We start from the raw sequence: 24,817 nt of genomic DNA, 5'->3' as shown, positions 1-24,817 counted from the left end.
GGAGTCGACGTGAGTTCTGCATCCCCGATCGCCGCGCTCGTGAGCGCGGCGGCCGAGGGCGATCAGTCGGCGTGGAACGAGATCGTGGACCGTTACACGCCGCTGGTGGTGTCGGTGATCTACAAGCACCGGCTGCGCCCTTCGGATGCGGCCGACGTGAACCAGACGCTGTGGCTTCGGCTCGTGGAGCAGATCGGACGACTGCGCGAGCCGGAGGCGCTGCCGGGCTGGATCATGACGACCACCCGCAACGAATGCCTGCGCGTGCTGCGCGTGCAGCAGCGGACGCACCTCTACGACCCGTTGTCGGAGTCCGACGCGCTGGAGTCGGAGCAGGCGGACGCGGACGTGGAGGCGGACCTGCTGGCGGTGGAGCGGCGGCAGGCGTTGCGCGACGGGTTCGCCGAGCTCACGGACCAGTGCAAGCGGTTGCTGCAGAAGCTGATGACGGACCCGCCGCCGAGCTACCAGGTCGTGAGCGAAGAGCTCGCGATGCCGGTCGGCAGCATCGGCCCGACGCGGATACGTTGCCTGGAGAAGTTGCGCAAGACCCCTGCGATCTCGGCCTTCCTGGGCTCGCCGGCGAAGAGAGGAGGTGTGCTGGGTGCGGCACGACTGGGACAGTGACGAAGTACTGCTCGACGCCTTGCGCGACGCGTTGAGCACACCCCAGGACGACGTCCCGCCGGAGTTCGTGGAGGCCGCGAAGGCCGCGTTCACCTGGCGGAACATCGACGAGGAGCTGATGCTCATCACGTCGTACGACTCCGTGCTGGACGACACGCTGTTCGCCCGTGCGCGGTCCACGGCCACGGCGCGGCAGCTGGTGTTCGACGCGGACGGCGTGATGCTGCAGGTCGAGGTGTCCGCGGCGGGGGTGACCGGCCAGCTGATGCCGGCGACCGGCCCGGTCACGCTGGTGACGCCGAACGGCGACCACGAGACCGCGACGGTCGACGAACTGGGGATGTTCGTGATGGGGGTCGCGCCGCGAGGACCGGTGAAGTTCCGGTTCGCCAGTGGTTGCACCGATTGGTTCATCCTATGACTGACATTCGTGTGATGGCGCAATTCATTCGTTCGGTCTACATCCGCGGCCAGTAGGGTTGTCGACGCTCAGAATTCGCATCGCGAGAGGTGTGCCGCTGTGGCCGATCGAGTCAGCTGGGTTCCGGAAGGTGTCAACGTCGACGTCCCGAGTTCCGCTCGGATCTACGACTACCTGCTCGGCGGCGGGCACAACTTCGAGGCGGACCGCGCGACGGCGGAAGCCCTGATCAAGGTCCTCCCGGTGCGGGGCATGGCGCGGCTCAACCGCGCCTACCTGCGCCGTGCGGTGCTGGAGCTGACGAGTCTCGGGATCAGGCAGTTCCTCGACCTCGGTTCGGGCATCCCGACCGTCGGCAACGTGCACGAGGTGGCGCACGAGGTCGCTCCGGAGTCCAAGGTCGTGTACGTCGACTTCGAGCCCGTCGCGATCACGCACGCCGAACTGATGCTGGCGGGCGAGCCGAACGTGACGGCCCTGCTGGCGGATCTGCGCGAACCGGAGAAGGTCGTGGCGCAGGCCGCGCAACACCTGGACTTCTCCCAGCCGATCGGGCTTCTGGTCGTCGGTGTCCTGCAGTTCATCCCGGACTCGGACGACCCCTGGGGCGTGTTGTCCCGCTACGTGGAGTCTCTCTCGTCCGGGTCGTACCTGGCGCTGTCGCACATGACCGCCGACAGCATGCCGGCGGCGATGGCGGCCGGTGAGGAGATCTTCGCGAAGACCGCAGAGCCGATCACGCCCCGCACCAAGACCCAGGTCGCGGACATGCTGACGGGCATGGAGATCATCGAGCCCGGCATCGTGTTCACGCCCCAGTGGCGGCCGGAGACCCCCGAGGACGTCGGCGACGAGCCGTCGAAGGCGAACCTCTACGCAGCGGTCGGCCGCAAGCCCTGATGTCCTCCTCGCCCCTCGCACAGCGCTGGGCGGCTGCTCTGATCGAGAGCGCGTACTCGCCGATGTCGCGGCGAAAGCTGACGCAGCACCTCGACGAGCACGCCGCCCGACTGCGTGCTGGGCAGGCGGCGGTGGCCATCGGCGAATGGCTGGTGCGCAAGCGCTTCACCGGGCCCGACTCGTTGCGGTGCACGCTGGAGGTGCTCGGAGGGGAGTTCTCGCCCGAGGTCCTCGGCGCGCTGGCGTCGGGGTACGTGCGGGCGACGCGCGACCAGTTGTTCGCCGAGCAGGAGAAGGTCAAGATCGCGCTGCTGAAGGCCGTCGAGGACGCGCGGCGCGACCTGCACGACAGCGAGGCCCGGTTCGCCCAGGTCTTCGCGACGACGGCGGTGGGCATCGCGATCTTCGACCTGCAGGGCGCGGTCGTGGACGCGAACGAGGCGCTGGCCGCCATCCTCGGCCACGAGGAGATGCCCAAGGAGCTCTTCGCCGAGCCCGATGCCGTCGCGCTGGCCGCGGCCTGCGACCGGATGCTCGCGTCCTCTGCGGACACCGATCGGCGGGAGTGGGAACTGTCCCGCGGCAACGGGGACACGGTGTGGGCGAACGTCGTCCTGTCCGTGCTGCGAGGCTCGGACGGGCTGCCCAAGTTCCACGTCGCGCTGATCGAGGACGTCACCGAACAGCGCATGCTCCAGGAGTGGCTGCGGCACCAGTCGCTGACGGACCTGCTGACCGGACTGCCGAACCGTGCGTCGTTCACCGACAAGCTGGAGTCCGCGCTCGCGTCCGGCGAGCCGCACACCCTGGGATACCTGGACGTCGACAGCCTCACGATCGTCAACGACGGCCTCGGTTACGCGGCGGGCGACGCCGTGCTGGTCGAGGTGGCGCGACGGTTGCGGTCGGTGCTGCCGGACGCGGTGGTGGCACGGGTCGGCGGCGACGAGTTCGTGGTGCTGATCCACGGGTCACCCGACGTCGCGGCGCTGGCGGCGATGATCGACGAGGAGCTCTCCGAGCCCGTGTACCTGGAGGGCGCCGGTGTCGCGGTGTCGACGTCGATCGGGTTCGTGCACACCTCCGGTCCCGGCGTGGATCCCACGGCCGTGCTGAGACGCGCGCATTCGACGTTGCGCAGAGCCGAGACGGGCGGCAAGAGGCAGTGGGGCATCTACGACCACGAGGCCGACGCCGCCGACCGCACCCGGTTCGCGCGGATCGCGGCGATGCCCGGTGCCTTCGAGAACGGCGAGATCTCCGTGGAGTACGCGCCGGTGTCGTGGGTTTCGGGACCAACGGCCTTCGTGGAGGCGTCCCTGCGCTGGGGCGCCACCCGGCACGACGACGTCGTGGCCTACGCCGACGCCCTCGGCCTGGCGTCGCGGCTCGGGCAGCTGGTGCTGCGGGACGCGTGCTCACGCGGCGAGCCGGTGCTGATCCGGTTGTCCGGGGACCAGTCGCGGGATCCGGACCTCGCCGCGCACGTGCGGTCCACGCTGCGGGCCAGTTCGTTCCCGGTCTCGTCGTTGTTCCTGGCGCTGGACGTCAGGTCGATGCCGGACAGCGAGGAGAACCTGGAAGTGTTGCACGACATGGGTGTGCACGTCCTGCTGCACGAGTTCGGCGGCGGTTTCGCCGGGCTGTCCACTGTGGATCGCAGTCCGGTGTGGGGCGTCCGGCTGGCCAGGCCGCCCTCGGAGCGGCTGGCGCGGCAGGGACTCGCGCTGATGGTGCCGCTGCTGCGGTCGGCCGGCGTGCACGTGATCGGCGGGCCGGGCGATCCGGACGAGCTCCAGGCGCTGGGCGTGGACCTGGTGGTCTCGCCGTGAGTGGTTGTGGCCGTCAGGGGGACCACAACCACTCACCCGCTGATTAGGCGGCGTCCGCGAAGGTCGTCGGCTGGACGGTCACCAGCGAACGGAAGTTCGCCTCGACCTCGGCCTTCTCCTTGGCGTTCGGGTTGGGGTTCTTGCACGACGTGCCGGCGCTGGCACCGGACATCAGGTCGGTGCACAGGCCCGTACGGCGGTCGGGCAGACCGAGCAGGTGCCCGAACTCGTGAGAAGAGATGCGCACGGTGTCGTGGCCCTCGTTGACCGCCTGGCGGCCCATGACCCAGCTACCGCGGCCGAGGCTCGTCACGTAGGCCCGGGGCCACTGGTTGTCGACGCGCACGGTGATGTTCGCGGAACCGGGCACCTTGCGCAGCACCACGTTCGTGACGCTGCTGTTCCACACCTGGGCGCCCTTGTCGATCGCGGCCTGGAACTCGCCGGTGTTGCTCGAGTTGTAGGTGACGACGCGGGCCGCGGCTTCCGCGGTGCCGATGACACTGCCCGAGAGGGCGGCAGCCGTGGCGAGCACGGCAATTGTTTTGCGCAGGGACACAGGAATCTCCTCGCAATGCAGGGTAATTGCACCCCGACTGTATCGCCGACCCGTTGGCGCACAAGAAGGGTCAAGTGTGAACCGGCACTGACACGGTCAAGAGCGTTCGTAGGTGATCAGCCCGCCACCAGGCCCGGCGTGTGACCTGGCGAGCGGAAACGTGCCCTACCAATGGATTCTCCCCGTTCTGCGACCTCGAACAGGGCGCCGCCGAACGGGCGAATAACTGTTCACACGCGTCTGGTTCTGATGGACCGGATGGTTGAACGCGATCAGCACGGTTCATGGTGAAGCGGCGAAATAGGCGGTGACGACACGCATGTCGACGGGTGGCGGAAAACTCGCGTTGTCCACACTCAATCCGCCGACCTTCACCATCCACGCCGGCTTCGTCCGATCCGTCAGCGGAGCTGCGCCCCGGAGAACGAACTCCGCCCCTTCATCGCATGAGTACGCCCCTTCCAGACCATCAGCACGGCCTGGCCAGTGAGAACCTCCGTTGCGACGGTGGCATTTCGCGCCGTTGGCGAGCTCCATGCCCCAGGGTTGCGCCTGCTCGTTCAACGGCGTCAGGTCAATCTGGTCAGTCGTGTTCCGCGTCAACGACCTGGTCCACGGCCCGTCGCCGCACAGCAGCACTCGCGGTGAAGGCGTAGTCCAGCAGACGTCGGCTCTCGCACCACCCGGTAGACAACCGAGGACACCCTCGTCGACCGCGGACGAAGAGGGGCGGCAGTTGGCCACCTCGACACCGTCGGCGACCCGATAGTCGGCAGCCGGGTTTCCCGACTTGTCCACGGCGGTCACGTTGACCACCTTGGTGGGCTGGTCCGGATCCGGATCGACGAACTCCCGAGTCGCTGTGGTGATGGTGCTCCCAGTCACCGGAGGCGCTGACGTTCCAACCGTCTGCACCACGACGCCAGGAGTGTCCGGTGCGTTGACCGTGCGAAAGACGTAGATCCCACCGGCCAGCACGACCACGACGATCACCGCCGTCCACGCCCACTTCACGACGACCGTCCGATTTCGGCGAGCACTGACCGCACCTTCTCCGCCGAGCAGTCGAACAAGTCGTCGAATGACTCGTTGGTCGGATGCCACTTGGTGAATCCCACCGGGTAGAGCACGCACTGGAACTGGTTCTTCGTCCGTCCGGGCGCCACCACCAGGCGCGCGTACTTCCCCAGGCCGATGCGATCGAACTTCCCGGCATCCTCACCGTTCAGCGGGAGGGAAACGGTTTCCTTGGTCGTGCCGGCCGACACGTCAGCGACGATTCGCCCTGAGTATGAATAGGTGTCGTCGCTCGTCATCCGGAGTTCGAGGTTGCCCTGCTCGCCGGGCTCGAGGTTGAACGCGAAGGGACGCGTGCCCGCCGGCGAGTCGGCAACGAGTTCCTGTGCCTTGCGGTCCCGATCAAGCCTGAGTTCGAGGACCGCGGCGTCGGCGTTGCCGCCGTCCGGGCACTGGAAGTGCATGACGGGCTGAGGTTCGTACCTGTTCACATCCACCGCGCGGAGGTTGTCGACGACCAGCATCGACCCGTCCTCCGCCGCGCTGCGAATGGATATCCGCTGGTACGGCGGGACTTCTGTGCCGAACCTCCGCAACCACTCGATCATCCCCGTATCGCAGTAGAAGCCGGCATCCGTCTGCGGCATTTGATCGATGGGAGCGTTGAGAGGCAGCGCGAAGTCAGTCACGAACTGCTTGTTGACCGGTTCGGCGACGAGGCTCGTCGCCTTCGTGCGGCTCTTGCTCAGCTCGGGAACCGAGCCGGTCAGCGCTGCCACGAGGCTGAGGATCGCGACGATGCCGCCTACGATCAGGAACCACGGGCTTTTGACTGCCGTGGTCAACCGGGTGCTCATCTGGCTCACTCCCTCCGAGTTCGGCGACTGGAGGGGTCATCGGGCATCGCACCGGAAGAGTTACGGCGCAACAGGTCCATACACCCGAACGGGGCCGGTGCGCGTGGCACCGGCCCCGTTTCCGCGGGAGGCGGGTAAGGCGTTCTAGGCGAACGAAGGCTGGCGCAGCGCGTGCTCCACCAGTGCGATCAGGATCTGCTTCGTCGACTGCCGGTTCCGCGCGTCGCACGGAATTATCGGCACCGCGGGCGAGATCGTCAGCGCGTCCCGGATCTCCTCCGCCCGGTGGTGCATCAGGCCGTCGAAGCAGTTCACCGCGATCACGTACGGCAGGTCTCGGTCCTCGAAGAAGTCGATGGGCGCGAACGCCTCGTCGATCCTGCGGGTGTCGACCATGACGACGGCACCGATCGCACCGCGGACCAGGTCGTCCCACATGAACCAGAACCGGTGCTGACCGGGCGTGCCGAACAGGTACAGGATCAGGTCCTTGTCCAGCGACACCCGGCCGAAGTCCATGGCCACCGTCGTGGTCACCTTGTCCGGCACCGCTGACAGGTCGTCGACTCCTACCGAGGCCTGGGTCATCACGGCCTCGGTCGTCAGCGGGGTGATCTCGGAGACCGACCCGACGAACGTCGTTTTGCCGACACCGAACCCACCCGCGACGACGATCTTCGACGACATCACGTTCAGGCCCGCCCCAGGTGACCCCGGGCGACCCGGAGCACCGTTGCTCATGGGAACTTCTCTCTACTCAGGCTCGCATGGAGACGTGCAGCTGGGCCCGGATCTCCGGCGTCAGCTGAAGACCGACCCGCTCCACCAGGCGGGTCATCGCGTAGCCGATGAGCCCGATGTCGCAGTTGGGTGCGGCGAGTACGGCGAGGCAGGACCCGTCGCTGATGGACATCAGGAAAAGATAGCCCCGTTCCATCTCGACGACGGTCTGTTTGACCTCACCGGCCTCGAAACAGCGTGCCGCGCCGAGGTTCAGCGAGACCAGACCGGACGAGACGGCGGCGAGTTGCTCCGCGCGGTCGTGCGGGAGCCGATCAGACGATGCGAGCAACAGGCCGTCGGCGGAGACGACGATCGCGTGCGCGACACCGGCCACCCTGCTGACGAAGTCCTCGACCAGCCAGCTGAAGTTGTCCAGTTCCTCAGTCGCGGTGGTCACTGGCGTTCCCTTTCTGCGATCACGGGGATGCCTCCGACGGCGGAGTCGAAGAGCGACTCGCGGCCCATCTGGACACCCTTCTGGTACGTGGCGAACCGCTGGCGCAACCGGTCGGCCGACCGGCCGGAGATGACGGCGGTCGCCAGCTGGGGCGCCGGCGATGACGGCTTGGGCAGCGAGCCGGGAACCAGGCGCGCCTTCGGGACGCGCTTGGGCAGACCGTTCTCCGTCGTCTGCGCGGCCGCGCCCTTGTCCAGCGCGCCCGCGGCCTTCCAGCCTTCGTCCGCCGCTCCCCAGTCGGACTCGGCGTAGTCGGCGACCGCGCGCGGCACCGCCGTCGGCGCCTCGATCTTCACGGTGTCCGCCGAACGCTGCCGCTTGGGCAGGCCGTTCACGGTGGCGGGCTCCGCGTCTTCCTCGTCGTGGTGCTCGGCGCGTTCCGGCTCCGCTGGCGGAACGTCCTTGACGGGGGGTTCGGGGGCCGAGGGGGTCTGGAACCACCTCGACAGGTCGTCGTGCGAGATCAACGGCTCGTCGACGATGGCGGGGAAGATCTCCGTGGCCGGCTCGTTGGGACGCTCGACCGGCGGCTCGTAGGAGTACCCGTCCTCGGCGGCCTCTTCCGACGCCTCGATCCGCGCGGTGAACAGGCCGTCGGTCGACGTCTGCTCGATGCGGTGACGCCCGGAGTTCTCGTCCTCGGTGGCGGGCGACGGCACATGGAGCGGGTGCTCCGGCGTCCACTTCGGCACACCGGACAGGGCCTCACCGGTGCTGGTGGACTCGGCCGAGGAGGGCAGCGGCGCGGCCGGCAACGGCAGCGCGGGCGCCGATCCCTTGTGCAGCAAGGAGATCGGCAGGATCACCTGTGCGGTGACGCCACCCTCTATGTCGTCGTTGTTCGCCAGCGTCACGCGGATCTCGTGGCGCTTCGCGAGCTGACCGACCACGTACAGGCCCATCTCGCGGGCCACCGAGACGTCGACCTCCGGCGGCTCGGCGAGCTTCGCGTTGAACTCGACGACGTCGTTCTCCTGCATGCCGACACCGCGGTCGTGGATGCGGATCGCGACCTCGCCCCTGCGGGTCTCGATCGTGCGCACCGTGACCTTGGTGGTGGGCTTGGAGAACGCCGTCGCGTTGTCGAGCAGCTCGGCGACGAGGTGCGCGAGGTCGTTGACCACGCGGCCCTGCACCATCAGCTCCGGCGTCGGCGCGATCTGGACGCGCGCGTACTTCTCCACCTCGGACACCGCGGCGCCGAGCACCTCGGCGATGGCGACCGGGCGGGTGACGCGGCGGTTGACCGTCGTGCCGGAGAGCACCAGCAGGTTCTCGCTGTTGCGGCGCATCTGCGTGGCGAGGTGGTCGAGCTCGAACAGCGACGCCAGGTGGTCCGGGTCCTGCTCGTCCTGCTCGAGCCGGTCGATCACGCTGATCTGCCGCTCCACCAACGCCTGTGAACGCCGCGACAGGTTGATGAACATGTCGTTGACGTTCGCGCGCAGTGCCACCTGCTCGACGGCGAGGCGGACGGCTTCGCGCTGCACGAGGTCGAACGCCCGTGCCACCTGGCCGACCTCTTCGGTCGTGTTGAGCGGCACCGGGACGATCGCCTCTTCCGCGGCGCGTTCCGGGTCGCGGTGCGAACGGATTCGCTTGATCGCCTCGGGCAGCTGGTTGCGGGCCACGTCGAGCGCACTGCGGCGCAGCACGCGCAGCGGCCGCAGCATCGACTGCGCGACCATCGCCATCAGACCGAACGCGATCAGCAGCGAGACGGCGACCAGCGCCGCGTCACGCCAGGCGTCCGAGCGAGCGGCGCCGGCGAGACGCGTGGTCGTCGCGTCGGCCTGGGTCTCCAGGTCGGTCGTGACCTCGCGAACCAGGTTCGCGGTGTCCTGGCCGATCTTGAGGACCTCGGCGTCCGTGATGGACACCGGCTTGCGCTCGAAGTCCTGCGCGAGCGCGAGCCGCACGAGCCGGTTGCGACCGTCCACGGACGAACCGGACACGATGTCCTGGAACTTCTGCCTGTTCGCCGGCGACGCCGCGTCGTTGAACTCGTTGAACGCCGCGTCCAAACGCGACTGCGCGGCACGCAGCTCGTCCGCGGCACCGGGCGCGAAGCCCCGGCGCAGCGCGGTGGACGTCAGCAGCGAGTTCTGCTGGCCGAGCTGCTCCTGCGCCGTGTAGAGCGCCTGCGCGGCGGACACCAGCGGAACGATCTCCGGCTCGCTCAGGCTGGAGATCGCGGCGCGGTGCACCGTGCTGAGCGAGGCGATGATCTGGTTGTACGCACTGATCACCGCGACGTCGGGGTACTTGGTGCTCAGCAACGTCACGCGCAAGCTCGCCAGTCCGTCGAGCGACTGCAGCGACTTGGTGAACGACTCCTGCAAGGGCGCGCTCAAGGCCGTGGCCGTCGCGCCCGAATCCCGGTACTTGCCCAATTCCGTGTCGGTGAGACCCGTCCTGGCGGCGTGCTCGGGGCACGCGTTCTGCCTGCCGGCGGCCACACACTGCACTGCCCAGTCACGTTCGACCTGTAGAGCGTTTTCCACCTTCGCGGCCTGGTGGCTCACGGCGAGCTCGCGCTGGACGTTGCCGAAGAGTTCGACGTCGTCGAGCTGGGTGTTCAGCCGCAGCCCCGCGAGAGTCGCGGTGCTCAGAGCCGGAACTAGCAACACCACCGCGAGCTTGCTCCGCAACCGCCAGTTGCGTAGGCGGAACCGGTCGATGCCTCGCTGGTCCTCACGACCGCGCACCGTCAACACTCCCCGCCCCGTTTAATAGCTGCAAACCTGGTGGATCTTGGAGTAAAACGCGCTGTTCTCATACCGCCGTTCGGACGACAAAACAGTGGTTCGAGAATCAACAACTTTGACCTGCGCGGCTAAACGGCCGTCGCACGATAATTCATCTGGCGGAAACGATCGCGCGGGTGACCGCGATCACGGCCTGATCACAGCCACCCGCGCTGTTCGTCAACTACCGGAGGGCTGGATGAGCATCGGCTTGACGTCGAGCTCCTTGTCCAGCATCTGGTACCGCTGCATCAGCTGGACGACGCGCTGCAGACGCGTCGCGTCGAGCGTCGTCGGGAAGGCGCCGAAGTGGACAAGACCTGCGGTTTCCTTGTCGACCTTGGCGTACTCGACGAGCAGCGGCTCGACCGTGGGACGGTCGGCGGCGTCGGCCTGGCCCTTGGCCATCGCGCGCTGGAAGGCGGCGACGGTCTTGGGGTTCTGCTTGGCGAAGGCACCGGTCGTCGCGTAGCCCGCGATCGGGATGTTGTCCGTCGGGCCGGCCGCGGCGTCCAGCACCTTGATCTGACCGGCGGCGCGCTGCGCGCGGGTGATGAACGGCTCGACCATGAACGCCGCGTCAACGGTCTTGTTCTGGACCGCCGCCTGCATGTCCGGGAACGGCATCTCCTTGAACTTGACCGAGTTCACGTCCACGTTCGCGGCCTCGAGCGTGGCCTTCGCGGTGAGCTCCGCGATGTTCCTGAACGTGTTGATCGCGATGGTCTTGCCGGCGAGGTCGGCAGGACTCTTGATGGCGGAGTCACCGGCCGCCAAGATCAGGAACATGTCGGGCTTCGCCTGGTAGCCGTCGGAGATGAGCTTGATTCCGTCGACCGCCTTCGCGGCGTCCTTCGACTGGGCGGCGAAGAACGAGACCCAGTTGCCGAACGTGAAGTCCAGCTCCTTGCTGACCAGGCCGGGGATCGCCGCGGCTCCACCCTGGATGACCTTCAGGTCGACCTCGAGGCCTTCGTCCTTGAAGTAGTTCTTCTTGATCGCCACGTGGACGGAGGCCACGTCGAGGATCGGCAGGACCCCCAGGGTGATCTTGGCCTTCTCGACCGGGCCGCTGCTGTTCGCATCGGCCGGGGGTGCTTGCTCTTTGCCGCCGAGCGCACCACAGCTCGCCACGGTGGCGAGCAGCGTGGCAAGGGCGATGCCACGGATGGCCATACGGCGGACTCTTCGAGTCATCGGGAGCACTCTCCTGTCGGAGCGGTGTCGTCGTTGCGGGGAAGGATCGCGACGGTCAACCACTCAGAGTAATGGCGCTGCTCCAAAAGACCCCAGTTGACCGACACGAGCAGGTTCCAGTCAACTACCTGCGGTGAGCATCTAAGCACAGCAGGTCTAGGGCTAGGAGAACCCCAGTTGAAGCGCTCCGTGACCGTTGTCGGCGCAGGGCCGGCCGGTCTGACCTTGGCAAACTTGATCCAGCAGTCAGGTATCGACTGCGTCGTGCTCGAAAAAGCTAGTCGAGCCCAAGTGGAAACACGTGCACGGGCAGGAGTCCTAGAGCACCGCTCCGTGACCATGTTGGAGTCACTTGGTCTGGCAGATCGTTTGCTGATGGAAGCAGACCGTCACGGAACGTGTGAATTCCGCGTGAGCGGCCAGGCGTTCCAGGTGTCGTACAGCGACCTCTATGGCGGCCGCGAACACTACGTCTACCCCCAGCAGGAAGTGGTCAAGGACCTCATCGGGGGATTTCTGGACAGAGGAGGTGACATCCGGTTCTCGGTCAGCGACGTGGAGTTGCGGGAGCTGACGTCCTCCCATCCGTCAGTAGCCTTCACCAGCGCAGACGGGGTCCGGGAGACGATCACGAGCGACTTCGTCGCCGGGTGCGACGGGTTCCACGGCGTGAGCCGTCCGTCCATTCCTGTGGGAGCGCTCTCAGAATTCACGCACCAGCACGGGATCGAGTGGCTGGCCATTCTCGCGGAAGCCCCTCCGTCGACTAAAGCCATCATTTACGCACTGCACGAGGACGGATTCGCGGGACACATGTTGCGGTCCCCGACGGTATCCCGCTTCTATCTTCAGGTACCGGTCGGAACCAAGGCTTCGGACTGGTCCGACGAACGTGTCTGGGAAGCTTTGCACAAACGTTTCACACTGCACGACTCGTCTTGGGCGCTGACCGAAGGAAAGATCATCGAGAAGCGCGTTCTCGACATGCGCAGCCATGTGGTCGAGCCGATGTCCTACGGCCGGCTCTACCTGATGGGTGACGCAGCCCACATCATCACTCCGGTCGGCGCCAAGGGCATGAACCTCGCCATGAACGACGCCGCAACCTTCGGACGTGCGCTTATCGACTTCTACGCCACCGGATCCGAGACCGGTCTCAAGACCTACTCGGAGGACTGCCTGCGCCGCGTCTGGCGGGCACAGGAATTTTCCCAGTGGATGGTGAACATGATCCACACCGACGTGAGCTCGCCGTTCTTCGGACGGTTGGCCCAGGCGAGGCTGGAGCACCTGGCGGAGTCCCCCGCCTACAGAGCCACCTTCGCGGAGAACTACGTCGGCCCCTGATGGGTAAAAATCAGCCCTACAGGGTGAGATCCCCGCTCCCCTAACGAGTGAAGCCGATCCCCTAGGGACCTCACCACGTCACGATCTGGGGCCAACTCCCGATGCCGGGGGATGTCGTTCATCCATACGGTTCATCACGACATCCCCCGATCCACCTACAGGAGCTTGAGTTCCATGGGCACCCAGCAGACGCTGCACGACTTCACCCTCACCCTGCTCGGCGACCTGGACGCCCGCGAGGCGTTCCAGCTCGACCCGGAGGGCACCCTGGAGGCCGCCGGGCTGGGCGACATCTCCCCGGTCGACGTCCACGAGATCCTGCCCCTGGTGCTCGACAGCGCGTCCGTCGTGAAGATCGACGCGATCGACAAGGTCCTGGTCGAGGCGGGCGACCTGACCGCCGTCGACAGCCTCAAGCTGATCACGGGCGACCTGGAGGGCGTCACGGGCATCGCCGACGTCGCCGCCCCCTCCGCGATCACCGCGCTGGTCACGGACTTCGACGGCATCGGCGACGTGACCGGCACCCTCGACGCCGTGAACGCCAACGAGGTCGTCGCGCACGTCACCGACGTCGCCGCCGTGCACGACGTGACCGGCGTGGTCGTCCAGGACCTCGACACCGACGTGCTGGTGAAGGACGTCGTGGACACCGACGTGCTCGTCGAGGACGTCGTCGGCTCGGTGGACGTCGACGTCAAGGACGTCCTCGACGTGACCGACAACGTCACCGGCAACGTGGTGCAGGACGTCGCGCAGGTCGGCGACGTGCACACCGACCTCGGCCAGGTCATCGGTGACGTGAAGTTCGGCGACGTCGACGTGCTCGACGGCGGCGTCGGCAACGGAGACATCGACATCCACCTCTAAGCCCCTTGTGGGTGCGCCAGGCTTCAGCCGAGGGGGCAAGACCTGGCGCACCAGGAAGAGCGTGCAAACGCCTTGTGGGGCACGGTGAGGCATCAGCCTGGGTTGGCGCCCCGGCGCTCGCTTGGGCAACGCCCTGGCTGTACTGGTTACTCGTTCAAAACACAGAGCCCCGGACCGCGGCGGTCCGGGGCTCTGCTGCGCGTTGCGACTGTCAGGACGAGACGGTCTCGCTGAGCGATTCCCGTTCCGCCGCAGCCCACTTGTCCACGTCCAGGGTGGGCTTGCCGCCGACGTTCAGCAGCCGGGCCACCTTGGACCGCAGCGCCACGAAGGCCTCGTCCGTCCGCGTCGTCACCTGGTCGCGCTCGGCGGGCAACGGCACCTCCAGGTCCGCCACCAGCTTCGCGGGCGAGCCGGAGAGCACCAGGATGCGGTCACCCAGGTACACCGACTCGTCGATGTCGTGCGTCACCACGAGAACGGTCGTGTCGTGCTCACGACGCACTCGAAGCAACAGGTCCTCCAGCTCGAACCGGGTCTGCGCGTCGACGGAGGCGAAGGGCTCGTCCATCAACAGCAACGCCGGCCGGTACGCCAGAGCGCGCGCGATCGCCACACGCTGTTGCATGCCACCGGAAAGCTGCCACGGCCGCTTCTTGGCGGCCGCCGAGAGACCGACCCACGCCAGGGCCTCGGCGGCACGCGCACGGCGTTCGGCGCGCGGCAGGGAACGCAGCGGGAACTCGACGTTGCCCTGCACCGTGAGCCACGGGAACAGCGAGCGCTGGTAGTCCTGGAACACCACCGCGAGGTGGGATCCGTGGAGGGACACGTCACCGCGGGAGGGCGCGATGAGTCCCGAGATCGTGCGCAGCAGTGTGGACTTGCCGCACCCGGAGGGTCCGACCACGCACACCAGCTCTCCGGCGCGGACGTTGAACGTGAGGCCGCCGATGGCCTCGTAGTCACCGTAGGTGTGGCCCAGGTCGGCCACCTCAAGCATGTTGCTCATCCCTGCTCCTCGGTTGCCAAGCCAAAGCCCTGCGTTCCACCGCCAGAAGCACGGTGTTGAGTCCGTAGCCCAGCACGCCCAGCAGGACGATGCCGGCCCACATGCGCGTGTAGTCGAACTCGCGCTGTGCCGTCATGAGTTGTGAACCGATGCCGTTGTCCGTGCCCACGAGCTCGGAGATGACCATCAGCACCAGGGAGAGCGACAGCGACACCCGCAGCCCGGCGAAGATCTTCGGCGACGCCGCGGGCAGCACCACCCCGAGAACCCACTGGTGGCGAGGGATCCGGAAGACCGCGGAAGTGTCCACTTTGGTCACGTCGACGGAACGGGCACCGTCCACGGTGTTGAGCAGCACCGGCCAGATCACGCCGAAGACGATGGTCGCGAGCTGCATCGACGTACCGCCCCTGAACAGCAACAGGAACACCGGCACCAGCGCGGGCGGCGGGATCGAGCGCAGGAACACCAGCAGCGGTCCCGCGTACTCCATCGCCCGGTCGGAGCGGCCGAGCAGCAGGCCCAGCGCCACGCCGACGACCGAGGCGATCGCCCAGCCCGACAGCAGCCGGCCGATCGACGGCAGGATGTGCTCGGTGACGTTCTGCGGCTCCAGGACCCACCACTCCCAGGCCGCCGTCACGATGTCGGACGGTGGCGGGAAGAACGGGTCGTCGGCCGCCATGCCGGCCAACTGCCACACAACTACGAGACCGGCGAAGACGGTCCACCGTTGGAGAAACTTGTTCACCAGGCCACCCAACGCCGGCGGACCCGCTCGAGACCGCTGTTCAGCAGGACGCCGATCGCGCCCGCGACCACGGTGCCGACGAGCACCTGGTCCATCCGGCCGGGCCCGCTGCGGGCGTCCATGATGAAGTAGCCGAGACCGATCTGGCTGCCCGCCATGAGCTCCACGCTCACCATCACGATCAGCGCCGTCGTCGCCGCGAGCCTGATTCCGGTGAGGACGAACGGCAACGCGCTCGGCAACGCCACCCGGAACAGCACGCCGACACGTCCGGTGCCGAAAACCCGTGACGTCTCAACGAGCAGCGGGTCCAGCTCGTCGAGCGCGTAGATGGTGTTGAACAAGATCGGCCACAGTGCCGCGTAGACCGCGAGCGTGATCTTCGTTTCCGGGCCGAAGCCCAGTACCACGAGCGCGAGCGGAATCAGTGCCACAGAAGGGATGGGACGGAGGAACTCGATGACCGCCCTGGTCGCGTGGCGCACGGCCGGAACGCTGCCGAGGACGAGTCCACTCGGCACCGCGATGGCGATGGCGATCGCGATGGCGATCAGCACCGCCAGAACCGTTGCCACGACATGACTGATGAACTCGGGGGATGTCAGCTGCACGACCAGCTCACCGAACACGAGGGACGGTGGTGGCAGCGCATCCGCAGGTAGAAGGGGAGAGCGTCCTAAGAGCTCCCAGAGCGCGAGGAACCCGGCAATGCCGATGAGTCCCCTTGTGAACGCACGCACTCGGTCACCCTAGAGAGTGGATCTCCAGTTCACAATGCGTGCACGCTCAACTCCGGGTTGTTTGCCACACATCGCGGCGGTTCAGCAGACCTCCACGCGCGCCACTTCGCCGAAGCTCTTCACCCATTCGGAGTCAGTGAGCCTCGCTCCGTCTTTTTCACACATCCTCTTGATGATGCGGCCGGTGTCGAGGTCGTACGGCAGCAGCTCGGGATCCTGGCCCCCGCTGCGCACGAGGAAGTCGCGGTTCTGCGGCCGGTACACCGCGCGCGTGGAGTTGCCGTGCCCGACGACGTACACGAGCCGGTCCGCCGGACGGTCGCTCGTGTAGAGCTGGTGGACCTCGAAGACGTTGTCGCGGACCACGGCCACGCGGCCGTCGTCGGAGAACGTGACCCGGGCTCCGGCCCGCAACGCCGTGTCGAGCCGTGCGCGCAGCACGGGCGTGCCGCTCGGCACGCGCTGCCACACCTCGACGATCGACTCCGGCGCGGAGTGCTCGACGGCGAGCCAGCGCCCGTCGCCGCTGTAGGTGATGCTGCGGGCGTAGGCGTGCTGGGAGATCGGCGGGCCCGCGGACTCGACGGTGCCGCCGATGCTCCAGAACTCGATCGTCGTGGTGCCGGTGACCGAGTCCCAGACGCCGGTCGCGAGCTCACGGCCGTCCTGGCTCAGCGCGACGGTGCCGGGGTTGCTCACCGGCATCGGGAGCTTGCGGGGGTTGCGCGGGTCGCTCAGGTCGTAGAGCTCGGCGTACTCGGACTCGTCCGGCGTCGGGAGCCCGACCTCGACCGAGCTGCCGACCTTGCCGACGAGCCGGGAACCGTCCGGGCTGAGGTCGAGCGTGCGGAACCGGCTGGGCAACGCCGTCAGGTAGGTGATGTCGTTCGCGTCGTTGACGGCCCACAGGTGTTCCTGGCCGACGAAGTCCCTCGTGACGGCCCGGCGTTCGGCGAGCTTCACGACCCGGTGGCGGTCGGCGAACTTCTTGCCGGGCGACGCCTTGCCGTCGTCGATGCCCCACATCCGGTCGGTGCCGTCCTCGTCGGTCACCGCCGCCATCTCCCCGCGCGGGGCGACCACCACGTCCGCGTCGTCCTTCGGCGTGCCGGTGAACGGGATGCCGCTCGCGACCGCGTTCGCGAGCCGCAGCACCTTCTCGGCCTCGGCCGACGGGCTGACCTCGTACCCGACCAGCGCGTACTTGTCGGCGTACGGCCGGCGTTGCTCCAGCAGCGCCTCGGACTGCGACAGCGCCTTGCCGCCCAGCGCCCTGTCGCTCATCTCGGTGAGCTTGCGTTCGTTCGAGAGCGCGTAGACGACGGTGCCGGGCACCAGCGCGATCAGCACCGCCATGACCGCGATCAACGCCGTCGAGCGGCGCGTCTCGCGTCTGGTGCTCATGTCGACGAACCGGCGCTCCTGGACCGTCAGGAACTCGCCGAGCTCCTTGGCCTTGCGCAGCCGCACACCCCGGTAGAGCGCCAGCGGGTCGCGGTCGCTCGCCTCCCACAGCTCGATCGCGGTGACGAGCTGCTGGTGCGTCCTGAGGTTCTCGCGTTCCTCGTCGATCCACCTCGCGAGCCTCGGCCAGCGCAGCACGGCGTCGTGGGTCAGTTCGACGCCGTCCTCGGTGAGCGTCACCAGCCTCGCCTTCACGAGGAGGCCGAGCAGGCGGGCGTCGACGTCCAGCAGACGGTTGCGGCGTTGCGCGATCCCGTTGCGCGGCACCGAGACGAGCCTCAGGAACAGCTGCCTGGCGGCGCGCTGGCCGGCCTCGCCGAGGCCCGCGAAGAAGCTCTCCGCGGACTGCGCGACGACGTGTTCGATGCCGCCGGACTCCTCGAAACCGGCGAGCGACAGCGTCATGCCGCGCTTGCGCCGCCACGTCTCGACCAGGGCCTGCTGCACCAGCGGCAGCGCGTGCTGGTTCGCGGCGTCGGCGACCAGTCGCGCGATCACCGCCGTCTCGACGGTGGCACCGATCTTGGCCGCGGGTTCGGTGATCGCGCGGCGCACCTGGTCCGCGCTCATCGGCTCGATGGTGATCTCGGCGCCGCCGACGCCCTTGTCGTGCCAGCGCCGCCGCTCGTCGGCACGGACGGAGAGCACGACGTGGGGGCAGCGGGTCACGGCGGCGACGAAGTCGTCCGCGTCCAGCGCCCGCTCGAAGTCGTCGACGAGGAGCACGAGGCCGGGGCGGTGCTGGCGGATCCGCAGCCTGAGGTGCTCGGGGTCCTCCCGGATCTCCTCGGCCAACCGGCTCGCGGTGGTGTTCTCGAAGACCTCGGCGAGGGCCTCGGCGAGGTCCCGGACCGGGTCCTGCCCCGGCGTGACCACCACGGCGTCGTCCAGGGCGGGCAGCAGACCGGCCCGCAGCAGCGACGTCCGGCCCGATCCGGAGGCGCCGAAGACGACGGTGACGGGCGTGGCCCTGACCGACTCGACGACCTGCTCGACGAGGCACTCACGCCCGAAGAACCGCTTCGCGTCGGCCTCGGTGTAGGGCTCGCCGCCGGGGTACGGCGTGTTCGGGTGCAACGGCTGGGTGTGCTCGGCGGCGAGTTCACGCCATCGCTTGGTCCAGGAGGCGGGATCGGCCTCGCAGGCCCGCACGAACGCGAGCGTCAGCGCGAGTGACGGCAGCTTGCGTCCGCCGGCCGCGTCGGACAACGCGGTCGGCGAGTAGTTCGCGCGCCGGGCCAGTTCGCGATAGCTCGGTTTGCCTGCCTGGTCACGCAGTCTGCGCAGGTCACCGGCGAACCGCAGCAGCGCGGTGTCCTCCGGGCCCAGCGGACGTTCCCCTCTTGGCATGCCGCCTCCTGGCCGGATTGTCCACCAAGGGTTCGCCCGCCGTCTAACGGCCCGCTAATCGCTCACCATCCGGACGTGCGCTTCGTGATCGTTCCACCACTCCGGTGCTGGGACTTCAGTCACGGCACGGCGGGGTGAAGTCCAGATCGCCGAAGTACTGCTCCCACTCCTCCCGGCTCATCCGCGGAACTGCCTGCTCACAGATCCTGACCGCCGGGTCGCGCGGGTCGGCGTTCCACAGCCGCACCGCCCGGTCCGCACCCCCGGTCACGACCTCGTCACCCCTGGGTGTGAGGCCGACCGCGGTGACCGGTCCGACGTGCCCGCGCAGCAGGGCCTGCTCGACCGGTTCGCCGTCCCCGAGCTGCCAGAGCCGCACCAGGCCGTCGTCGGTGGCGACCGCGACCTGTCCGGCGGCGAGCCACGCCGACGTGACCTCGCCTCCCCCGGACCGGATCGCGGCGCGCAGGACCGGGTCACGCGGGTCGGTGGTGTCCCAGAGGTGCACGGCCCTGCCCGCGGTGGTCATGAGGCGGTCCTCGCCGGCGAACTGGGCGCCGCGGGCGAACTCCCTGGTCAGCGACAGGAGCTTGACGTCACGCGGATCGGTGACGTCGACGAGGTGCACGGCGTGGCCGGTGGTGACGGCGGCCAGGACCTGGCCGTCCGGGCGGAACGACATGCCCGCCAGCGGTCCCAGGCCGGGCTGCACGGTGGTGAGGAGCCTCGGGCGTTCGCGGCGCAGGTCCGTCCAGAAGCTCAGGGCACCGTCCGCGCCCGTGGTGACGAGAGTGCCGCCCTGCCAGGCGATCGCGGTGGCACGCACGGGCAGCGGGGCCAGTTCGCGCGGTTTGCCGAGGGAGACGTCGACGACGTGCACGGTGCCGTCCTCGGCGGCGGACGCGACCAGGCCTCCGGTCGCGTCCATCGCGAGCGCGGTGACGGCCCCGGAGTGCCTCGTGGCGTCGTAGGAGGTGCGCGGGGACGGCAGGTCGTCCAGCGCCGTCAGCACGACCGTGCCGTCACGGTGCCCGGTCGCGACCTGCTGCCGGGTCGGGCCGACCGCCAGCGCGGTGACCTCGGACTGGGCTTCGCGCAGCACCTGGGACGGCACGTCCTCCTGCCTCAACCCGTTGCGCGCCTGGGGCAACGGCACGAGCCGGTAGGCGGCGAGCGCGACCTGCTGAGCCAGGGCGGGGTTCGTGGAACGCAGAGCGGCGGCCTCCCCCACGGCTCTCAGCACGGCCGCGTTGGCGCGCTGCTCCTCGGCGGCAATGCCTGCCCGCAAAGCGAAAACGGTCGAGCTGGCGGCGATGACCACGAGTGCCACGAGTGCGGCGAGCAGCTGGCGTTGACGGCGGGTGCGTCTTCGGGCGCTCGCCGAGACCTCTTCCTCCGCGGCCAGGCTCGCCGCGAGGAAGGCGCGTTCGCCGGCGTTCAAGGAAAGTCCTTCGGGGACGTTCACCAGGCGGCGTCCCCGCCACAGCACGCCGGGGTCGCGGTCGAGCGACTCCCAGGTCTGCGTGGCGTGCGTGAGTTCGCGCTGCGCCTTGATGTTCTCGCGGTCCTCCTCGACCCAGCGCTGGAACGTGGGCCAGCTGCGGATCAACGCCTCGTGCGCCAGTTCGACACCGTCGCGGTCGATCACGACGAGTCGCGCCGCGGCCAGCGCGAACAGCACCTCGTCGTCCGCTTCGAGTTCGGTCTGGTGCGCGCGGCGTTTGGTGTCGTCGGCGGTGACGAGCCGCAGCAGGATCTGCCGCGCCTGCTCCTGCCCTGCCGGGGAGAGGCCGTCGAACACCTCCTGCGCGGTGCGGGCGACGGCGTGTTCGAGACCGCCGACCTCCTCGTACCCGGCGAGGGTCAGCGTCATGCCGCGCCGGTGCTGCCAGGTCTCCGCGAGCGCGTGCGACAGCAACGGCAACACGGCCGCCTGCCCCACCGCGTCGGCCATGAGCCTCGCCAGCAGCCCGGTCTCGACCTTGGCCCCCACGGCCGCGGCGGGTTCGGTGATGGCGAGGCGGAGCTCGTCGGACGTCATGGGGCCGAGGAGGAGCTGCGCGCCTTCGAGGGCGTCGACCAGATCGGGATGCTGCGCGCAGTGGCCGTAGTAGTCGGCGCGCACTCCGATGACGACCTTCGGGCAGCCGAGGAGCGCCCCGATCAGCCACCGGCGGAGCCCTTCGTTGCGGCACAACGTGAACAGCTCCTCGAACTGGTCGACGACCACGAGGTGCGGATGCCGGCGGCAGAGTTCCCGGGGGTCCTCCAGCTCGCCGGCGAGCGCGGACGCCTCCCCGCCGATGAGCCGGGCGAGCGCGATCGCGCACTCCTCCACGGGGTTCGCGCCGGGCGTGAACAGCAGCACCGGCTCGCGGGTGCGGGCGATGAGACCGGCCCGCAGCAACGAGGACTTGCCCACACCGGACGGTCCGAAGACACCGGTGAGACGGTTCCGGGTGGTGAGCAGTTCGGCCGTCAGCCGCTCGCGCCCGAAGAACTTCGGCGCGTCGTCGGGCTGGAACATCGCGAGCCCCACGTACGGGTTGTCGTTCGCCTCACGGGGTTCGGACTCGACGACCGCCCGCCACCGCCGCGCCCATTCCTCCGGATCGGCGTCGCAGGCCTTCGCGTACGCCTTGGTGACCGCGAGGCTCGGCAGCTTCCGTCCACCGGCCGCCTCCGACAACGCCGCCGCCGAGTAGTGCGCCCGCCGGCTCAGTTCCCGGTAGGTGGGGCTGCCCGCACGCTCCCGCAGCCGGCGCAGATCCGCCGCGAACCGCAGGAGACCGCTCTCGCCCTCGTCGAGAGGGCGTTCCCGTCTCGGCATTCCGTCATTGTTCAGAGAACTTTGTTCAGCGGCCAACACATGACCGTGAACAACCCGTTCGCCCTAACGTCGAGGCGGACACATCTACGGGGAAGACCCGGTGCTCGCGCCCCGAACCGGCGCCGGAGTGGCCGTGGGCGGCCCGCGCACGCGCCGCCCACGGCTCACCCGCTCAGCACACGGGCACCCTTGCCACATCAGGGAAGTAGCGGCGCCACTCGTCGTCGGTCAGCGCGATCTCCCGTTCCCGGCAGAGCCCGTTGCGGACCTTCTCCACATCGGTGCCCAGCAGCCAGGCGGTCCGGCCGCCGTCGATCACGGCGAAGGACCTCTCCCGCTTCCGGTAGCGCAGTCCCAGCGGGTCACGGAAGCCGCCGAACGATCCCGCGTTGACCGCGTCCCCCTGCGCCCCGACGTCCCAGACGTCGGCCCCGAACTGGCCCTGCACGGCGATCTGCCGGTCGTCGTCGCTGAACGCGAACGAGGCGGCGAACTCGCCCTGCACGCGCGGTACCGTCGCCCACACCCGCGGTTCCCCGGCCGAGATGTCCCAGACGACGACCTTGCTGGAGGAGCGCAACGCCAGCAGCCGCCCGCTGTTGCTGATCTCGGCTTCGAAGAACTCCCCAGGCACCCGCCACGTCGTCCGCAGGCGCGGGTCGCCGTCGCCGACGGACCAGATCTGGGCCGACATCGTCTCCGTGGCGCCGTCGCGCACCAGCAGGGCGACCTCCCGGCCGGTCGGGGCGACGGCGGCGTCCGCCACCCGGTCCGGCGGCAGCTCGATCTTCTTGGGCTGTGCGGGGTCTCGCAGGTCCCAGACAGACGTCCGCGCACGGGGGCCGTTGTCCAGCAGCGCCGTCGTGACCGCCGTCGTGCCGTCGCGGTTCACGCTGAGCCAGGCCGTCCTCCAGGCCAGCGGCAGCACCCCGGCCTGTTTCGGGAGCGCGGGATCGGTGATGTCCCAGATGCCCGTCGTCCCGGACCTCTCGAACGCGAAGACCCGCCGGTCATCGGTGGTGATCACGACCTCGGCGACGTCGGTGCCGATCACCGGACCCTCCCGTCCCGCGTCGTGCACGGCCACGATCCTCGCCGGACCTGACGTCCCGGTCGCGACGAGCAGCTCGCTGTCCGTCTGCATCTTGAAGAACGCGTTCGCGAGTCCGGGCCCGACCGACACGGTCCTCGTCTGCCTGGCGGCGTCGGCGTTGAGCAACGCGTCTCGCGTCGCCTGGCCGGGAGTCACCGCGTACGCGGCAAGAGCGAGGCGTGCGGCCTGCGTCGGGTCGGCCGAGATCAGCCGCATGACCTCCGTCGCGGCACGGCCGGCCAGCGCGTCGTTGCGCTGCTGCGTCGCCTCCTGTGCCTTGGTGGCGGCGAACACCGCGGTGCCGGCCAGCAGCAGCACCAGGACCGACAGGACGCTGATGACCGCGCGGGCCCGGCGGGTGCGGCGACGGCCGGCGGCCTGACTCGCGGTGAGGAAGGCGCGTTCGGGTTCGGTCAGGTCGGTGGTGTCGAGGTCGGCCGCCTGGGCCAGCCGCGCCCCCTTGTAGAGGAGATCGCGATCGCCGTCCCACCCGGCGGCGGCCTCGGTGAGCCGGTGGTGGACGCGCAGCTTCTCGCGGTCCTCGGCGATCCAGTCGCGCAGCCTCGGCCAGGAGCGGATCAACGCCTCGTGGGTGAGTTCGGCGTGCTGTTCGGTGAGCGTCACCAGGCGGGCGTTGGCGAGCCGGTCGAGGACCTCGGCGTCGAGGTCCTCGCGGTTCGCGCGTCGTTTGGTGTCCTCGGTCCCCTCGCCGAGTGCGATGAGGCGCAGGAACGTGCGGCGGGCGGTCTGCTGCTGTTCTTCCGTGAGCTGCTTGTACACGGCCTCGGCGGTGCGGGCGATGGCGTGCTCGACGCCGCCCGCCTCCTCGTAGCCGACGAGCGAGAGGGTCATGCCGCGGCGGCGGTGCCAGGTCTCGACCAGGGCGTGCTGCACGAGCGGCAGGGCGGCCGCCTGGCCCGCGACGTCCGCGACGAGGCGGGTGACCAGGGCGGACTCGACGGTGGCGCCGACGTGCCGGGCCGGTTCGACGATGGCCCGGCGCAGTTCGTCGGTGGTCAGCGGGCCGACGAGGAGCTGGGCGCCTTCGAGCGCCTCGACCAGTTCGGGATGGCGGCCGACGTGACCGTAGAAGTCGGCGCGGACGCCGATCACCACGTGCGGTGCCGCGACGAGGGCCTGGACGAACCAGTCGCGTTGCTCAGGGCTCGCCAGCGTGAAGACCTCCTCGAACTGGTCGACGACCAGGACGAGGTTCTCGTCGTGCTGCCTGACGAGCAGGCCCAGCGCCGCGGGGTCGGTGAGCTCGCTGTGCAGGACCACCGCGGAGTGCCCGGTGAGCTGGGCGAGCCGGACGGCGCACTCGTCGAGCGGCTGCACGCCGGGAGTGAAGATCAACGCCTGGTCGAGCCGAGGCAGCAGGCCCGCGCGCAACAGTGACGACTTGCCCGAGCCACTGGCGCCGAAGACACCGGCGAACGGACGCGTCCGCGTGAGCTCGACCAGCTTGGCGGTGAGTTTCTCGCGGCCGTGGAAACGCTCGGCGTCTTCCTCCTGGAAGGCCTTGAGACCCACGTACGGGGCTTCTGCCGTGGGGTGCGGCGGGGCAGCGATGTCACGCCAGCGCTGTTCCCACTCCCGCACGTCGCCATCGCAGGCTTTCACGTAGGCGAGCGTGACCGCGAGACTCGGGAGCTTCTTGCCGCCGGCGGCGTCGGACAGCGTCGCCGCCGAGTAATGCGCCCGTGAAGCGAGCGCGCGGTAGGACGGTGTGCCCGCCCTGTCGCGCAGTTTCCTCAGATCGGCCGCGAACTGGCCGAGCTCCGTGTCCGCGCTCTCCAGCGGGCGTTCGGTGCGTGGCATGTCGATCTCCCCCTGAGACCGATTGTCCACACCCTGTTGTTCAATCCGCACTGCCGACCCCTTACAACGTCGTCGCCGTAGCGTTCTCGTCGCAAGGTGAATGGGGATTCACCGCAGGTCGCCCCTCCGGTTCGGGGCCGGA

At 68.8% G+C, this 24,817-nt stretch carries 19 protein-coding genes; 6 read left to right on the top strand and 13 right to left on the bottom strand.

The genetic code is table 11. The annotated features are described in order from the left end of the window. Positions 1–9 precede the first annotated feature (9 nt). The 4 genes from SK571_RS39585 (at position 10) to SK571_RS39570 (ending at position 3,780) form a co-directional block, all read left to right on the top strand. Positions 10–627, top strand: coding sequence for an RNA polymerase sigma factor (locus SK571_RS39585; protein ID WP_319989247.1), 618 nt, complete (start codon positions 10–12; stop codon positions 625–627). Next, positions 605–1,048, top strand: a complete 444-nt coding sequence (locus tag SK571_RS39580; RefSeq protein ID WP_319989246.1) for a hypothetical protein — start codon at positions 605–607, stop codon at positions 1,046–1,048. The genes SK571_RS39585 and SK571_RS39580 overlap by 23 nt, the downstream gene beginning before the upstream one ends. Positions 1,049–1,147: 99 nt before the next feature. Next, positions 1,148–1,948 (top strand): SAM-dependent methyltransferase, encoded by an 801-nt coding sequence (locus SK571_RS39575; RefSeq protein ID WP_319989245.1) that lies wholly within the window; start codon positions 1,148–1,150, stop codon positions 1,946–1,948. Next, positions 1,948–3,780: a diguanylate cyclase domain-containing protein gene (locus SK571_RS39570; RefSeq protein ID WP_319989244.1), complete on the top strand. Its 1,833-nt coding sequence runs from the start codon at positions 1,948–1,950 to the stop codon at positions 3,778–3,780. The genes SK571_RS39575 and SK571_RS39570 overlap by 1 nt, the downstream gene beginning before the upstream one ends. A gap of 43 nt (positions 3,781–3,823) precedes the next feature. On the opposite strand, the gene SK571_RS39565 is transcribed toward SK571_RS39570, so the two are convergent. The 7 genes from SK571_RS39565 to SK571_RS39535 all read right to left on the bottom strand — a co-directional run bounded on the left by SK571_RS39565 (position 3,824) and on the right by SK571_RS39535 (position 11,376). Then, positions 3,824–4,339: a snapalysin family zinc-dependent metalloprotease gene (locus tag SK571_RS39565; protein ID WP_319989243.1), complete on the bottom strand. Its 516-nt coding sequence runs from the start codon at positions 4,337–4,339 to the stop codon at positions 3,824–3,826. 282 nt (positions 4,340–4,621) lie between these two features. Further along, the gene (locus tag SK571_RS39560) at positions 4,622–5,332 is read right to left on the bottom strand and encodes a hypothetical protein (protein WP_319989242.1); all 711 of its coding nucleotides are present in this window, start codon (positions 5,330–5,332) and stop codon (positions 4,622–4,624) included. Positions 5,333–5,349: 17 nt separating this feature from the next. Continuing rightward, the gene (locus SK571_RS39555; RefSeq protein ID WP_319989241.1) at positions 5,350–6,213 is read right to left on the bottom strand and encodes a hypothetical protein; all 864 of its coding nucleotides are present in this window, start codon (positions 6,211–6,213) and stop codon (positions 5,350–5,352) included. Positions 6,214–6,357: 144 nt separating this feature from the next. Continuing rightward, entirely contained in the window at positions 6,358–6,954 is a 597-nt protein-coding gene (locus SK571_RS39550; RefSeq protein ID WP_319989240.1) for a GTP-binding protein, read from the bottom strand. 16 nt (positions 6,955–6,970) lie between these two features. Further along, entirely contained in the window at positions 6,971–7,393 is a 423-nt protein-coding gene (locus SK571_RS39545; protein ID WP_030468876.1) for a roadblock/LC7 domain-containing protein, read from the bottom strand. Next, the gene (locus tag SK571_RS39540; protein ID WP_319989239.1) at positions 7,390–10,161 is read right to left on the bottom strand and encodes a sensor histidine kinase; all 2,772 of its coding nucleotides are present in this window, start codon (positions 10,159–10,161) and stop codon (positions 7,390–7,392) included. Before SK571_RS39540 ends, SK571_RS39545 begins: the two co-directional genes overlap by 4 nt. Positions 10,162–10,380: 219 nt before the next feature. After that, entirely contained in the window at positions 10,381–11,376 is a 996-nt protein-coding gene (locus tag SK571_RS39535) for an ABC transporter substrate-binding protein (protein ID WP_319989238.1), read from the bottom strand. Positions 11,377–11,574: 198 nt separating this feature from the next. On the opposite strand from SK571_RS39535, the gene SK571_RS39530 reads away from it, so the two are divergent. Together SK571_RS39530 and SK571_RS39525 are read left to right on the top strand one after the other, a co-directional pair. Next, the gene (locus SK571_RS39530; RefSeq protein ID WP_319989237.1) at positions 11,575–12,744 is read left to right on the top strand and encodes a 4-hydroxybenzoate 3-monooxygenase; all 1,170 of its coding nucleotides are present in this window, start codon (positions 11,575–11,577) and stop codon (positions 12,742–12,744) included. Positions 12,745–12,918: 174 nt separating this feature from the next. Next, positions 12,919–13,614 carry an IniB N-terminal domain-containing protein gene (locus SK571_RS39525; RefSeq protein ID WP_319989236.1) on the top strand — a complete coding sequence of 232 codons (696 nt, stop codon included), beginning with the start codon at positions 12,919–12,921 and terminating at the stop codon, positions 13,612–13,614. Between the two features lie 211 nt (positions 13,615–13,825). On the opposite strand, the gene SK571_RS39520 is transcribed toward SK571_RS39525, so the two are convergent. The 6 genes from SK571_RS39520 to SK571_RS39495 all read right to left on the bottom strand — a co-directional run bounded on the left by SK571_RS39520 (position 13,826) and on the right by SK571_RS39495 (position 24,675). Further along, a complete protein-coding gene (locus SK571_RS39520; RefSeq protein ID WP_266040813.1) occupies positions 13,826–14,626 on the bottom strand; it encodes an ABC transporter ATP-binding protein in 801 nt (266 codons plus the stop codon). Beyond that, positions 14,610–15,377, bottom strand: coding sequence for an ABC transporter permease (locus tag SK571_RS39515; RefSeq protein WP_319989235.1), 768 nt, complete (start codon positions 15,375–15,377; stop codon positions 14,610–14,612). Before SK571_RS39515 ends, SK571_RS39520 begins: the two co-directional genes overlap by 17 nt. Then, positions 15,374–16,117, bottom strand: coding sequence for an ABC transporter permease (locus SK571_RS39510; RefSeq protein WP_319989234.1), 744 nt, complete (start codon positions 16,115–16,117; stop codon positions 15,374–15,376). The genes SK571_RS39515 and SK571_RS39510 overlap by 4 nt, the downstream gene beginning before the upstream one ends. A gap of 81 nt (positions 16,118–16,198) precedes the next feature. Further along, entirely contained in the window at positions 16,199–18,931 is a 2,733-nt protein-coding gene (locus tag SK571_RS39505; RefSeq protein WP_319989233.1) for an nSTAND1 domain-containing NTPase, read from the bottom strand. A 115-nt stretch (positions 18,932–19,046) separates the two neighbouring features. Continuing rightward, on the bottom strand, positions 19,047–21,761 hold the full coding sequence (locus SK571_RS39500) for an nSTAND1 domain-containing NTPase (RefSeq protein WP_319989232.1): 2,715 nt from the start codon (positions 21,759–21,761) through the stop codon (positions 19,047–19,049). Between the two features lie 172 nt (positions 21,762–21,933). Next, positions 21,934–24,675, bottom strand: a complete 2,742-nt coding sequence (locus SK571_RS39495; RefSeq protein WP_319989231.1) for a helix-turn-helix transcriptional regulator — start codon at positions 24,673–24,675, stop codon at positions 21,934–21,936. Positions 24,676–24,817 lie beyond the last annotated feature (142 nt).

The organism is Lentzea kristufekii, assembly GCF_033949925.1.
Classification (GTDB): Bacteria; Actinomycetota; Actinomycetes; order Mycobacteriales; family Pseudonocardiaceae; genus Lentzea; species Lentzea kristufekii.
Note: the sequence above shows the minus strand (reverse complement) of the source record. Positions and strands in the feature narration are given on the sequence as shown.

Coding starts and splice junctions, on each gene's coding strand:
- SK571_RS39520 (WP_266040813.1), bottom strand. CDS start 14,626: ATGAGCAACATGCTTGAGGTGGCCGACCTGGGCCACACCTACGGTGAC.
- SK571_RS39505 (WP_319989233.1), bottom strand. CDS start 18,931: ATGCCAAGAGGGGAACGTCCGCTGGGCCCGGAGGACACCGCGCTGCTG.
- SK571_RS39535 (WP_319989238.1), bottom strand. CDS start 11,376: ATGGCCATCCGTGGCATCGCCCTTGCCACGCTGCTCGCCACCGTGGCG.
- SK571_RS39495 (WP_319989231.1), bottom strand. CDS start 24,675: ATGCCACGCACCGAACGCCCGCTGGAGAGCGCGGACACGGAGCTCGGC.
- SK571_RS39550 (WP_319989240.1), bottom strand. CDS start 6,954: ATGAGCAACGGTGCTCCGGGTCGCCCGGGGTCACCTGGGGCGGGCCTG.
- SK571_RS39570 (WP_319989244.1), top strand. CDS start 1,948: ATGTCCTCCTCGCCCCTCGCACAGCGCTGGGCGGCTGCTCTGATCGAG.
- SK571_RS39500 (WP_319989232.1), bottom strand. CDS start 21,761: ATGCCGAGACGGGAACGCCCTCTCGACGAGGGCGAGAGCGGTCTCCTG.
- SK571_RS39555 (WP_319989241.1), bottom strand. CDS start 6,213: ATGAGCACCCGGTTGACCACGGCAGTCAAAAGCCCGTGGTTCCTGATC.
- SK571_RS39525 (WP_319989236.1), top strand. CDS start 12,919: ATGGGCACCCAGCAGACGCTGCACGACTTCACCCTCACCCTGCTCGGC.